The sequence below is a fragment of the Pantoea sp. Lij88 genome, from assembly GCF_030062155.1.
Taxonomy (GTDB): Bacteria; Pseudomonadota; Gammaproteobacteria; order Enterobacterales; family Enterobacteriaceae; genus Pantoea.
The window spans coordinates 2,508,988-2,522,757 of the sequence record NZ_CP118269.1; the positions used below are offsets into that span (position 1 = coordinate 2,508,988).

Sequence of the window (13,770 nt, forward strand, 5' to 3'; positions counted from 1 at the left end):
AAAGAATAACGAGTAAGTCACGATGAAAAGAATGTTAATAAACGCAACTCAGCAGGAGGAGTTGCGCGTTGCCCTGGTTGACGGTCAGCGTCTGTACGATCTGGATATTGAAAGTCCTGGACACGAACAGAAGAAAGCCAACATCTACAAAGGTAAAATCACTCGCATTGAACCCAGCCTTGAAGCTGCGTTTGTCGATTACGGCGCAGAGCGTCACGGTTTCCTCCCTTTAAAAGAAATCTCCCGCGAATACTTCCCTTCCAGCTACAACGCACACGGTCGTCCGAATATTAAAGACGTACTGCGTGAAGGTCAGGAAGTTATTGTTCAGATCGATAAAGAAGAACGCGGCAATAAAGGCGCTGCGCTCACCACCTTTATCTCTCTGGCGGGCAGCTACCTGGTACTGATGCCGAATAACCCACGCGCAGGGGGTATCTCCCGCCGCATCGAAGGTGACGACCGTACCGAACTGAAAGAAGCACTGTCGGCGCTGGATCTGCCGGAAGGCATGGGCCTGATTGTCCGCACCGCGGGCGTCGGTAAATCTGCCGAATCGCTGCAGTGGGATTTAAGCTTCCGTCTTAAGCACTGGGAAGCGATTAAGAAAGCCGCTGAAAACCGCCCTGCTCCGTTTCTGATCCATCAGGAAAGCAACGTGATCGTGCGTGCCTTCCGCGACTACCTGCGTCAGGACATCGGTGAGATTCTTATCGATAACCCGAAAGTGCTGGAACTGGCGCGTCAGCATATCGCTGCGCTGGGCCGTCCGGACTTCAGCAGCAAAATTAAGCTCTACACCGGTGAAATTCCGCTGTTCAGCCACTATCAGATCGAATCGCAAATCGAATCCGCCTTCCAGCGTGAAGTCCGCCTGCCTTCCGGTGGCTCGATTGTGATCGACAGTACCGAAGCGCTGACCGCTATCGATATCAACTCAGCACGCGCAACGCGCGGCGGTGACATCGAAGAAACAGCCTTCAACACCAACCTTGAAGCGGCCGATGAGATTGCCCGTCAGCTGCGCCTGCGTGACCTGGGCGGCCTGATCGTTATCGATTACATCGATATGACACCGGTACGCCATCAGCGCGCAGTTGAGAACCGTCTGCGTGAAGCTGTCCGTCAGGACCGCGCCCGCATTCAGATCAGCCACATTTCACGTTTCGGCCTGCTGGAGATGTCCCGTCAGCGCCTGAGCCCGTCATTAGGTGAATCCAGTCATCACGTCTGCCCACGCTGTAGCGGCACCGGCACCATCCGTGATAACGAGTCACTGGCGTTGTCCATTCTGCGTCTGATTGAAGAAGAAGCGCTGAAAGACAACACCAAAGAAGTGCACGCCATTGTTCCGGTTCAGGTTGCGTCTTACCTGCTGAACGAAAAACGTGAAGCGGTTAACGCGATTGAGAAACGCCAGGGCGGCGTGCGGGCGATCATCGTTCCTGATGACAAGATGCAGACCCCACACTACTCCGTGCTTCGTGTGCGCAAAGGCGAAGAGACGCAGACCCTGAGCTATCATCTGCCGAAGCTGCATGAAGCCGAAATGGCGATGCCGTCGGAAGAGGAACATGCAGAACGTCGTCGTCCTGAGCAGCCTGCTCTGGCCGCGTTTGTGATGCCTGATGCGCCTCCGGCACCGGTCGAAGTTGAGCCAGAAGTGCAGCGCACCGACGTTCAGCCAGCAGCAAAAGCTGCACCCGCTGTGGCTGCCCCTGCTACCGTCAGCACCGGTTTCTTCGGACGTCTGCTTGGCGGCCTGAAGAAAATGTTCGCAGGTGATGAAGCCCCTGCTGCCGCGCCAGTGGCCGCTGAGGTTGCTGAACCGCAGAAAGCGTCTGAAAGCGAGCAGGAAAGTAACAACGGCCGTGGCGAGCGCCGCAGCAACAATAACAACCGTCGTAACAACAATCGTCGTGAACGTACGCCGCGTAACGGTGATAACGCCCAGTCGCGCGAAGGCCGTGAACCACGCGAAAGTCGTGAGCCGCGTGAAAGCCGTGAACCGCGCGAAAGCCGCGAGCCGCGTGAAAATCGCGAGCCGCGCGATGGCAATAACAACCGTCGTAACAAGCGTGAGTCTCAGCCAGGTGAAGTTCGCGAAGAGCGTCCGGCACTGAGCGAAGAAGCGCGCCAGCAGCGTGATGAGCAGCAGCAACAGCGTCGTGAACAGCGTGCTGAGCGTCAGCGTCGTCGTCAGGAAGAGAAACGCGCCGGTGAAGAAGCCGCCAAAGTGGCTGAGCAGCCGGAAGTGGTCGCTGAAGTCCTGGACGTGACCGAGGTGCAGGATGATGAGCGCGTGCAGGTTATGCCGCGTCGTAAGCCGCGTCAGCTGAACCAGAAGGTGCGTGTTGATGATAACCGTCCGCCTATGCCAGCCGAAGCCAGCGACTTTGCCCAGCCTGCTGAAGTGACTCAGTCTCAGCCTGCTGAGGTTGCACAGCCGCAGCCTGAGTTCCAGGCGCAGCAGAGTGACGAACAGGATGACAACGACAACCGTGATAACGCCAATATGCCGCGTCGTTCACGTCGTTCGCCGCGCCATCTTCGCGTGAGTGGACAGCGTCGTCGTCGTTACCGTGATGAGCGTTACCCGACGCAGTCAGCCATGCCTCTGGCCGCTGCCGCTGCCTCCCCTGAGATGGCATCCGGTAAAGTCTGGATTCGCTATCCGGTAAGCCAGGCCAGCGAAGAGCAGCTGCAGAATGTGACGCATGAGACACCTGCGTATAACCCGGAAGAGACAGCAGACGCCACCCGTACGCTGCCGGTCGCTGCCGCCGTTGAATCTGTAGCTCAGGAAGCGCCCGTGCAACACGCCGAGCCACAGGCAGAAACGCCAGTGCCGGTTGTCAACACGGATGATACCCGTGCTATCGAGACCCCGGTTGACGAGCAGCCTTCTGTTGTTCCGGCTGCCGAAGAAGCGAAAGCAGACGCTGTCGCGGCTGAAGCCGTACCTGCTGAGCCCGTCGCTGAAGCGCCAGTGGTGACCCCTGCTGTTGATGCCGTTGAGACTGTTCAGGCTGCAGAAGTTGCACAGCCTGCGGTTGAGACTGTTCAGCCTGCAGAGGTTGCTGAGCAGTCAGCTACCGATGTGAGCGAAGCGATCGCAGCCGAAGTTGAAGAAGTGCTGAAAGCGCCGGTCGCAGCAGAAGCTGAAACCGCGCCAGTCACTGAACCGCATGCTCCGGTTGCCGCACGCGATATCGCGCCTGCAGCACCGGTGACAGCCGCCGAATCGGTTGCATCAGTACCTGCAGCCGCTGTGCCGAATGACGGTACACGCTGGAAGCACTTTGCTTCTGCGCCGATGACTAAAGCGCCTGCGCCAGTCTGGCAGTCAGCGCCGGCTCCGCAGAGTGACTGGGTGCGTGCACCGTATGAGTTCGACGGTCGCGGTTCTGCCGGTGGTCATAGCGCCACCCATCAGGCCACTGCCCCGGCAACCAAGCCGTAACGCCTAAGCTGTTGTAAACCGAACCCCGGCCTCTGAGCCGGGGTTTTTTTATGGCTGCGAGCCTGCCTTTCAGCCGTTTTAAATCAACCCGCTCTTAATACCTTCTGGTTCCCGGCCGCGGCTGAATCGCAGGCAAAAAAATCCCACCCTCCTTTAGCGGGAGGGTGGGAAAAAGTAAGCGCATCCGGTTAAAGTACGCTCAAAATTTCTTGTCAGACTACGAATTCATCTGGAACAGCGACATCTTGGACATATCAGTAAAGGTCTTGTAAGACGCCTGAAGTGCCGTCTGCTTCATGGTGTAGCTGGAAGCCGCTTCCGTTAAATCCACGTTAACCAGGTCACTCATCTGCGAGCTATAGATCACACTGCGGTCATCGCCCTGCGCATTCAGCGTATCGATCTCTGAAAGCTGAGTACCAATCTCAGAACGCACTGTTAAAACATTATTCAGTGAGTTACCCAGACCACGGTTGGTTTTATCCATCGCATCCTGGAAGGTCTGTTTAGTTGCGGCGTCAGCACTATCCTGCGGCACTTTCAGTGCAGCAATGGCGCTATCCAGCATCTTAAACACGTTAGTTTCACTGGCGCTGCCATCCGGCTCTTTGGTGGCATTGCCGGAGATGGCCATAAAGATATTGTCACCGGTATGACCCACGGTCATGGTACGGCTGGTGTCGACCTTCTGGGTGATCGCATCAGTGCCGCCTGCGTAACTGACGCCGGTGCCTGCCGTATCAACAAACGGCGCGCTGTCGGTTTTGTAACCGGCAAAAATATAGCGGCCATTGGCATCCTGGCTGTTTGCCTGGTTCAGCAACTGGGCGCGAATACCCTCCAGCTGGGTGGCAATCGAGCCGCGGTCGTTATCGCTCAGCGTACCGGTTGAACCGTTGACGATCAGTTGCTGCGCAGTAATGATCCCATCGGTGACGCCTTTCAGCGTATTCTCTTCCAGTGACAGGCCCTGCTCGGCAAAGGTACGCGCCAGCTCATACTGTTTGCCCTGCTGCTGGGTTTGTGACAACACCACAGCACGGGACGCAGCAATCGGATCGTCCGAAGGATTGTTGACACGGCGGCCGCTGGAGAGCTCCTCGCCTGATTTCAGCCAGGAGGCCTGTGAGTCAGTGATGCCGCGCACCTGCTGCTCAAAAATCATATTTGTACTGATTCGCATGTTATCTCCTGCCCTTAGCGAATATTGATCAATGCATTAAACACGGTGCTGGCAGTCTGCAGCACCTGCGCATTGGCCATGTAATATTGCTGATATTTAGTCAGGTTGGCGTACTCCTCATCGAGGTTTACGCCTGAGACCGATTGCTGGCGTTCGGTCAGCTGACTGACCACGCTTTTCTGTGTATCGCTGGTGGTTGCCAGTGAACTGGTTTTGTTACCCACGCTGCTGACGATGGTAGCGTAAGCCTGTGACAGCGTGGCGTTGCCGCCGACCAGCTTCGCATCCTGCAGATTCAGCAGTTTTTGCGCATTACGGTTATCACTCTCACCGCCAACGGCACCAGCTGCGGCCACCTGAGATTCATTGGTGATCGCAACGGACATGTCGTTCACCACGTTCTGCACCGGCTTCACCAGGAAGCTGTCTTTGGCAGCGGGTGCAGGCGTACCAGCGACGGTCAGCTTCAGGCCATCAAAGCTTAGCGTAGTGTTGCCACTGGCATCGGTACCCGGCGTGATGGTCACGGCGGTGCTGTCCGAAGCACGGGTGGCGCTCCAGTTAGTACCGTCAAAGCTGACGTTATAGTTGGTGGCTTTCAGCGCGCTGGTATCGGTCCACTCTGCGGTCACGGAGGCAGCGGTGCTGTTTTTGCTGTTGCTCACCACCAGCGGGCTGCCGATATTGAAGAAATCGACGCCCTGATTGCCGTTGCTGTCAAAGCCCTGCTTGTGGACATCGTTAAAGCTGGTCGTAAACGCCGCCGCTAACTGACCCAGCTGGTTCTGTGCCAGATCCAGATCCTGAGTGCGGAAGGCCAGCAGACCGCCCAGTGAACCGGTGGTGATCAGCTTTTCCGGGATCTCGACGTTGCCCGCCTGCTTATCGACATAGCCGATAGTGGTGCGCGCCGGATCGCTGCTGGAAGGCATCGCCACCAGATCGTGAGATTTGTCGCCGTTCACCAGCGTCAGGCCATTCGCCATCGCAACCGTGTAGCCGCCATCCTGCTGCGACACCGTCACGCCAACGACGTTATTCAGGGTATTCACCAGCTGATCGCGCTTATCGAGCAAATCGTTAGGTGTGGCGCCGTTAGCAGTACTCAGTTTGCCAATCTGCTTGTTAAGATCGGCGATTTGGCTGGTAATGGTGTTGACCTGCTTGATGCTGGAACCGACATCCGCATTGACGCTGTTCTGCATATTGTTCAGGTATTGCGCCGAGGTCTGGAACTGGCTGACCAGACCCTGTGCGTTGCTGAGCATTGACTGACGCGCTGACGGATCGTTGGCGTTGCTGACCACGTTCTGCAGGTTGGTAAAGAAGCCCTGCAGCGAGGTCGACAGGCTGGTCGTCGAGGTCGACAGTAAATCGTCAATGTTAGAAATCTGGCTATGCTGGGTGTTTACCGCGCTGTAGTTCGCGCTGGAACCGCGCAGCTGCGTGGCAATAAATGCATCATATTCACGTTGTACACCGGTGATATTCACGCCGTTACCATAATAGCTATTGCCCTGCAGGGTACTGTTCGCCTGCGCCAGTACCGTGGTCTGACGTGAATAGCCCGCCACGGTGTAATTGGAAATATTGTTACTGGTGGTGCTCAGAGCGGCCTGCGCGGCACTCAATCCACTCATCGCGGAGTTAATTATGCTGGACATCTCGGTTCCTTACGTTCCCCGTCAACCGGGCTGGCAGACATCAAAGTGGGCGCCAGCAGGCGAAAACGCTTCTGGCTATAGGGATGTTATCGGCTTGCTTAAGTGAAACTTGAGGCGCAATGATCAGAACAGGTCGCCCATATCCTGGCTGTACGCTTTGACGACTTTGTCGCCCATACTTTTAAATTGCTGAATCATTCCTACCAGCTTTTGCGCATATTTCGGATCGGTGGCGTAGCCTGCCGCCTGTAATGCCTGGGCACCCTGCTCTGCGGAGGTGGCATTGGTCACCGCCGCATAGCGTGGGTTTTTGGTCAGGAGTTTGACGTAGTCGGTCAGCGCTTCGAAATAGGAGTTATAAACACGGAAGCTGGCACGGACTTTCTTCGCTTCGCCCTGCTCATATTCGGTGGTCATGATATCGGTGGTATCACCTTTCCAGTCGCCGCTGGCTTTAATCCCGAACACGTTGTAGCTCGGTTTGCCGTCGCGGGTCAGGATCTGACGCTGGCCCCAGCCCGACTCCAGCGCAGCCTGCGCCAGAATCAGGTGATGAGGAATGCCACTCTGCTGACTGGCAGCCTGTGCCGGTTGCGTCAGCTGGGCGATAAACTCGCGGCTGTCGCTGGGCAGGCCCGTCGGTGACGCGACCGGTGGCAGACGCGGCATCGCCTTACGCACAATCTGCTCCAGCTGCTGCGCGACCATGGGTGTTGCGCCGCTGGTACTGAGAATAAAGCTGTTATCCAGCTTCATCGGCACCGTACCGGCTTTTTCATCCGGCGCGGTGGCGGGCTGCATCTGTTTGACGATGGTTTCCGCCAGGCCAAGGCCGCGCTTACCCATCTCCTGTGCAATCTGCTGGTCATACATAGAGGTAAAGAGTTTGGTCTGTTCGTTGCCCATAATCCCGTCCTGTGGCAACGCCTCGCGCATACTCTTCAGCATCATCTGTACAAACATCCCTTCAACCTGACGCGCAACCTGCAACGCCTGTCCTTTCGGATCGGTGCTGGCCTTGTGTTTCAGTTCATTCAGGGAGCGGCTGTCGAAAGCCGCACTCGTTACAGATTGCATATCAGCCATCAGATGATTTCCAGTTTGGCACGCAGACAGCCAGCACTCTGCATCGACTGCAGAATCGACATCAGTTCGATAGGTGACGCACCCAGCGCATTCAGCGCACGCACCACGTTGTTCAGGTTGGCGCTGGCATTAACACGTTGCAGCGCACCGCCGGTCTGGCGCAGATCGATCTGGGTCTGCGTCGTCGCCACCGTCTGACCACCGGCCAGTGGTGTGTCAGGCTGACTGACGTTCTGCTGCTGGTTAACCGTTACCGACAGGTTGCCCTGCGCGACAGCACACTGATTCAGCGTCACTTCGCGGTTCATAACGACTGAGCCGGTACGGGAGTTGATGATTACTTTGGCATCTTCAACCGGAATCGAGACATCAATGTTCTGGATCTCAGCCAGCAGACGCACCTGCGCACCATTATTAGGTGACACACGGATCTGCACGGTACGGGCATCCAGCGGCTGCGCTGCGCCGTAACCGCCACGGGCGTTGATCGCATCAGCAATACGCTGCGCCATCGAGAAATCTTCGCTGTTAAGCTGCAGGTTAATGGTGTTCTGCGTACCAAAGTTGCTCTGCAGTTCACGCTCAACGGTTGCACCGCTGGTAATACGGCCACCGTTCAGCTGGTTAACCTGAACACTGCTGCCGCCCGCTGAGGCACCCGCACCACCGACCAGGATGTTACCCTGCGCCAGCGCATAGACCTGGTTATCGACCCCTTTCATCGGCGTCATTAACAGCGTACCGCCGCGCAGGCTTTTGGCGTTACCCAGTGATGAAACCACCACATCCAGGGTCTGACCCTGACGGGCAAACGACGGCAGTTTGGCGGTGACCATGACGGCCGCCACGTTTTTCAGCTGCATGTTGGTTCCGGTCGGAACGGTAATGCCGAGCTGTGACAGCATGTTGCTCACGGTCTGCGTGGTAAATGGCGTCTGGGTGGTCTGGTCACCCGTGCCATCCAGACCCACGACCAGGCCGTAGCCCAGCAGCTGGTTATCACGTACGCCCTGTACCGTGGTTAAATCACGAATCAAATCGGCTTTGGCCAGCAGGCTTACGCCCAGTAGCAGCGCCAGCCCGGCGCGTAACAGCGTTAACTTTTTCATTGAAACCTCTTACATCGGCGAGATGTTCAGGAAGAAACGCTGGAACCAGCCCATGGTCTGCGCCTCATTGATGTAACCATTTCCGACGTACTCAATACGTGCATCGGCGACAGCGGTAGATAACACGGCGTTACTGGCGCTGATGGTGCGTGGGTTGACCACGCCCGAGAAGCGAATGAACTCCGTGCCCTGATTAATGGCGATCTGTTTTTCACCGACCACGTGCAGGTTGCCGTTTGACAACACCTGATCCACGGTGACGGTAATGGTGCCGGTAAAGGTGTTATTGGCGGATGCGCCGCCTTTACCTGCGAAATCATTTTTGCCTGTTGCGTCGATATTGGCTTTTTCGCCACCTGCACCCACCAGGCCTGCCAGACCGGTCGGCACCGCACTCACACCAAAGCTGTTGCTGCCATCGCGGCTGGCATTGGCTGAGGAGCTTTTGCTGGCGCTGACGTTTTCCTGCAGCGTGATGGTCAGGGTGTCGCCAATGTTGCGTGGACGACGATCTTCAAACAGCGGCTGATAGCCGTAGTTCAGCGGCGCGACGCCCTGGAATATCGAGCCGTTGACCACCGGTGGCGCGGACGGCATAGGTTGCGCTGTGGTTGCACCTTCGACCAGCGGGGTACGCGGGACCAGGGCACATCCGTTGAGAGTTAGCAGCAACGAGGCAACTAACCAATGTCCAGGCTTGAGAATCTGTTGCTTCGCCACGGCGTCACGACCTTATTAATGTCTGTCATTCAGGCCAGCAAGGGCTGGCCCTGTTCGGGATTAAAGCTGCGTTAATTTCGCCAGCATCTGATCAGAGGTACTGATCGCCTTGCTGTTGATTTCGTAAGCGCGCTGCGTCTGGATCATGGTGACCAGCTCTTCCGCCACGTTAACGTTCGAGGTCTCGGTATAGCCCTGATAGAGCAGACCCGCGCCGTTCTGGCCTGGGGTGCTGTCCGTCGGTGCGCCCGATGCCTGCGTTTCCTTATAAAGGTTCTCACCCACGCTATCGAGACCGGCGTCATTCATAAAGGTGCTCAGAGTTAACTGACCGACCTGCGCGGCCTGAGCCTGACCCTGCTGGGTCACACTGACCACACCGTCACGCGACACCGTAATGCTGGTGGCGTTGGCCGGAATGGTGATGCCTGGCTGCACCGGGAAACCGGAGTTGGTAACCAGCTGGCCGTTCTGATCAACCTGAAACGCGCCGTCACGGGTATAGCCAGAGGTGCCATCCGGCATCTGAATCTGGAAATAACCCTGGCCGTTAATGGCGATATCTTTTGAGTTGCTGGTCTGCGACAGGTTGCCCTGAGTATGCAGACGCTCAGTCGTCACCGGACGCACACCAGTACCGATCTGCAAACCGGATGGCAGCGTCGTCTGCTCTGATGACTGAGTGCCCGGCTGGCGCATGGTCTGGTACATCAGATCTTCGAACACGGCACGTGAACGCTTAAAGCCGTTGGTGCTGACGTTTGCCAGGTTGTTGGCAATGACGTCCATGTTCATCTGCTGCGCATCAAGACCGGTCTTAGCGATCCATAAAGAACGAATCATGTTGTTATCCTCGTGCCTTAACCCATGCTCAGGAGCTGGTTGGCTTTTTGTTCATTTTCGTCGACGTTGGTGATGACTTTCATCTGCATCTCAAAACGTCGGGCGTTGGCGATCATATCGACCATGGTTTCAACCGGTTTGACGTTGCTGCCTTCCAGCACGCCAGGCATCACCTGCATGGTGGCATCGGCCTGCAGCGCCGCACCGCGGGTTGCCTGCGTCGACGCAGTAGGACGGAACATGCCATCATCACTGCGCTGCAGCTCCTGCCCGGTTGCCCGGACCAGCTTCAGCTTGCCCAGCTGAACCGTGGCGTTCGGTGAATCACCGGCATTCAGCCCGGTGATCGAGCCGTCAGCCGCAATGGTGATTTCCGTGCCCTGCGGGATCACAATCGGACCGCCATCGCCCATCACAGGATTGCCCTGAACCGTCAGCGTACCGGTCGGACTGATTTGCATATTGCCGTTGCGGGTATAGGCTTCGCTGCCGTCAGCGGTACGCACCGCCAGCCAGCCATCCTGCTGCACCGCCACATCGAGCGGACGCTCGGTGTAATCCATCGCGCCCTGACTCATATCGGCGCCCGGTGTAGAGGCGGCGACCAGCGTACGGGTCGGCAGCGACCAGCCACTCACCGGCACCGCGCGCAGCGCATTCAGCTGCGCACGAAAACCAGGTGTAGAGGCGTTGGCGAGGTTGCTGGCGGTAACCGCCTGCTGATCCAGCGTCTGGCTGGCCGCGCCCATCGCGGTATATATCGCGTGATCCATATGGCAATCCTGTTAGCGAATTAACGTAAGTTAACCAGCGTGTTGAGAATCTGGTCCTGAGTTTTGATGGTCTGCGCGTTCGCCTGATAGTTACGCTGCGCCACGATCATATTCACCAGCTCTTTACTCATGTCGACGTTGGACGATTCCAGTGCGCCGGCGGTCAGTGAACCAAAGGTGCCGGTGTTAGCCAGACCGACAGCTGCCTGACCAGATGCGCTTGAAGCCTGCCAGACGTTGTCGCCCTTAGACTGCAGACCTTCCGGGTTAGAGAAGCTCGCCAGGACAATCTGACCCAGCAGCTGGGTTTTCTGGTTTGAGTAGCTGCCGGTGATGGTGCCGTCATTATTGATTGCGTAGCTGGTCAGATCGCCAGGTGCATAACCATCCTGCGTCGGGCTGCCAAAGTTGGTGGCGCCGGTGTTCTGCTGCAGGCTGCCCAGCATGCTCAGGTTGATTGGCTGATTGGCTACTGCGCCATTGGCGCCGCCCACGTTCAGCGTCAGGCCGACGGTGCCATCAGTCGTGCTGCTGACAACCGCGCCGCTGGCATCCAGCTTAGAAACGCTGGTCAGCTTACCGCTGGTGTCAAAGGACATACGGAAGTCACCCGCGGAGGTGCCGGTGGTGCCATCGATGGTCCGCACGGTCCAGCTGTTGCTGGTGGTGTCTTTCGAGAAATACATGTCGAGCGCGTGGTCATTACCCTGCGAGTCGAACACGGTTGCCGTGGTTTTCTTGTTGTAGCTGTCTGCGTTCGCCGTCGAGAAGGTAGTTACGGTTGGCGTGGTATCCGTTGAGTTCAGGTTGGCAACCAGACCGGCGGTCGTAGTCGCGCGGGCTGGCATCTGCTCGGTAGGGATACGCAGCGCAACGGGGTTAGCACCGGCCTGGATGGTAGCCGGTGAACCGCTGGCCGGATAGCCGGTCACATTCAGACCCTGGGTGTTGACCAGGTTACGGTTAGCGTCCAGCGTTAACTGGCCATTACGTGAATAGAAGACGCCGCCGCTGCTGTCGGTCATACGGAAGAAACCGTTACCACTCAGCGCAACATCCAGGCCACGGCTGGTGGTGGTGGTCGCACCGTCGTTAAAGTTCTGGATTACCGCAGCCACTTTGGTGCCGAGGCCGACGTTAGAACCGGCAAACATATCGGCAAACGCGATGGTGCTCGATTTAAAGCCCGCAGTTGCGGAGTTAGCAATGTTGTTACCGATGACATCAAGGTTACTTGAAGCAGCACCAAGGCCGCTGACCGCTTGGGAAAATGACATTTATTTGTTTCCTGTTTACAGGTTAATCAGAGAATCTGACGTACGTCGTCAAGGGTGGCGGAGCCCATGGTGCCGAGATCCAGTTTTGTGGTGTTGTTCGCAGTACTCACCCCATTGACGTAGGCGTAGTTAAGCGGTTGTGCCACCAGTTGTGTGTTGCCATTGCTTGCGGCAATCGCAACGCTGTATTTACCATCCGGCGCGACAGAGCCATCGGTCAGCTTGCCGTCCCACGAGAAGGTGTGCACGCCAGCGCTGAGCGCGCCCAGATCGACGGTGTCGATTACGTTGCCACCAGCATCTTTAATCGTGGCGGATGCGCCGGTTGAGGCTGAGGCCAGCTCAACACCAAATGGCGTTGTGGTGCCCTTGCCTACCAGAATCTGTCCGCCATTGACCATCACGCCATGCCCAATCAGCGTCGAGCTCTGCAGTGACTGGCTGGTGGTGATCTGGCCGGAGATCGATCCCAGCGTGGTATTCAGTTTTTCAATGCCGCTCAGGGTATTAATCTGTGCCAGCTGTGTGGTGAGCTGGCTGTTATCCATTGGATTAGTGGGATCCTGGTTCTTTAACTGTGTTACCAGCATGGTCAGGAACTGGTTCTGCAGATCCTGCGCATTGTTGCCGGTGCCACTGGTGTTGGAAGAGCTGAGGACCGTGGGGTCCAGCTTTTCATTAACGCCTACCGCGATAGCCATAAATTTTCTCCGTTATTGCCCGAGGGTCAGGGTTTTCATCATCATCGACTTCACGGTGTTGAGCACTTCGACGTTGGCCTGGTAACTGCGTGACGCCGACATGGTGTTGACGCTTTCAGAAACCACATCCACGTTCGGCATCTTCACGTAGCCTTTGGCATCTGCCATCGGATTGCCTGGGTCATAGACCAGCTTCGCTGGCGTGGGGTCATCCACGATTTTTGCCACTTTCACACCGCCGGTCGCTGAGCCTGGTGCCGCATCGGTCTGGAAGACCACCTGCTTGGCCACATAAGGCTTACCATCGGGCCCGGTGACGCTGTCGGCGTTCGCCAGGTTACTGGCACTGACGTTTAATCGCTGTGATTGCGCGGTCATCGCTGAGCCGGCAATGTCAAAAATATTCAGCAAGGCCATAATTATTGCCCTTGTAACACACTCATCATGCCTTTGATCTGGCTACTGATGAGGGTGAGGTCGGTTTGATATTTCAGGCTGTTATCCGCGAACTGCGTACGCTCACGGTCCATATCTACGGTGTTGCCGTCGGCAGCCGGCTGGTCAGGTATGCGATAAAGCATATCCATCGATGGCGCGCCGTTTGTCTGTGCTTCAATGTGACGAGCTGACGTGACTTTTAACGCCATGCTGCTGCCTTCTGCACGGCCATTGGACATCACCCGACTCAGCTCGCTGGCAAAGTCGATATCCCGGGCCTGATAACCAGGGGTATCGGCGTTGGCAATATTTGACGCCAGGATCTCCTGACGTTGAGCACGCAGGTTGAGGGCCTCCGTACCAAATTTCAGCGCCGCATCCAGTTTGTCGAGCATGTTTCCTCCGCGTATGAGAATTTTGAGTTCGCAGCTTAATTTGAAAAAGCAAGCCGTCATCGTCTGAATAGCGACCCAAATGACCGCTATTTTGACAATTGAGGATTTTTCTTAACGG

12 protein-coding genes are annotated in these 13,770 nt (G+C 56.8%); 1 reads left to right on the top strand and 11 read right to left on the bottom strand.

Translation table 11 applies throughout. The annotated features are described in order from the left end of the window. Positions 1-22: 22 nt before the first annotated feature. On the top strand, positions 23-3,463 hold the full coding sequence (gene rne, locus PU624_RS15510; protein ID WP_283545704.1) for a ribonuclease E: 3,441 nt from the start codon (positions 23-25) through the stop codon (positions 3,461-3,463). Positions 3,464-3,680: 217 nt separating this feature from the next. On the opposite strand, the gene flgL is transcribed toward rne, so the two are convergent. The 11 genes from flgL to flgB all read right to left on the bottom strand — a co-directional run bounded on the left by flgL (position 3,681) and on the right by flgB (position 13,652). Beyond that, positions 3,681-4,646 (bottom strand): flagellar hook-associated protein FlgL, encoded by a 966-nt coding sequence (flgL, locus tag PU624_RS15515; RefSeq protein ID WP_283545705.1) that lies wholly within the window; start codon positions 4,644-4,646, stop codon positions 3,681-3,683. Positions 4,647-4,660: 14 nt separating this feature from the next. After that, the gene (gene flgK / locus PU624_RS15520) at positions 4,661-6,310 is read right to left on the bottom strand and encodes a flagellar hook-associated protein FlgK (RefSeq protein WP_283545706.1); all 1,650 of its coding nucleotides are present in this window, start codon (positions 6,308-6,310) and stop codon (positions 4,661-4,663) included. Positions 6,311-6,433: 123 nt separating this feature from the next. Then, positions 6,434-7,396: a flagellar assembly peptidoglycan hydrolase FlgJ gene (gene flgJ / locus PU624_RS15525; RefSeq protein ID WP_283545707.1), complete on the bottom strand. Its 963-nt coding sequence runs from the start codon at positions 7,394-7,396 to the stop codon at positions 6,434-6,436. Next, the gene (locus tag PU624_RS15530) at positions 7,396-8,505 is read right to left on the bottom strand and encodes a flagellar basal body P-ring protein FlgI (protein WP_090962241.1); all 1,110 of its coding nucleotides are present in this window, start codon (positions 8,503-8,505) and stop codon (positions 7,396-7,398) included. The genes flgJ and PU624_RS15530 overlap by 1 nt, the downstream gene beginning before the upstream one ends. Positions 8,506-8,514: 9 nt before the next feature. Then, on the bottom strand, positions 8,515-9,225 hold the full coding sequence (locus tag PU624_RS15535) for a flagellar basal body L-ring protein FlgH (protein WP_283545708.1): 711 nt from the start codon (positions 9,223-9,225) through the stop codon (positions 8,515-8,517). Between the two features lie 60 nt (positions 9,226-9,285). After that, the gene (gene flgG / locus PU624_RS15540) at positions 9,286-10,068 is read right to left on the bottom strand and encodes a flagellar basal-body rod protein FlgG (protein ID WP_090962243.1); all 783 of its coding nucleotides are present in this window, start codon (positions 10,066-10,068) and stop codon (positions 9,286-9,288) included. Between the two features lie 17 nt (positions 10,069-10,085). Next, positions 10,086-10,841, bottom strand: a complete 756-nt coding sequence (locus tag PU624_RS15545; RefSeq protein ID WP_010669843.1) for a flagellar basal body rod protein FlgF — start codon at positions 10,839-10,841, stop codon at positions 10,086-10,088. 20 nt (positions 10,842-10,861) lie between these two features. Beyond that, entirely contained in the window at positions 10,862-12,118 is a 1,257-nt protein-coding gene (gene flgE / locus PU624_RS15550; protein WP_283545709.1) for a flagellar hook protein FlgE, read from the bottom strand. A gap of 26 nt (positions 12,119-12,144) precedes the next feature. Beyond that, positions 12,145-12,819, bottom strand: coding sequence for a flagellar hook assembly protein FlgD (gene flgD / locus PU624_RS15555; protein WP_283545710.1), 675 nt, complete (start codon positions 12,817-12,819; stop codon positions 12,145-12,147). A 12-nt stretch (positions 12,820-12,831) separates the two neighbouring features. Continuing rightward, positions 12,832-13,236, bottom strand: a complete 405-nt coding sequence (gene flgC / locus PU624_RS15560; protein ID WP_008925925.1) for a flagellar basal body rod protein FlgC — start codon at positions 13,234-13,236, stop codon at positions 12,832-12,834. A 2-nt stretch (positions 13,237-13,238) separates the two neighbouring features. After that, positions 13,239-13,652 (bottom strand): flagellar basal body rod protein FlgB, encoded by a 414-nt coding sequence (flgB, locus tag PU624_RS15565; RefSeq protein ID WP_013357439.1) that lies wholly within the window; start codon positions 13,650-13,652, stop codon positions 13,239-13,241. Positions 13,653-13,770 lie beyond the last annotated feature (118 nt).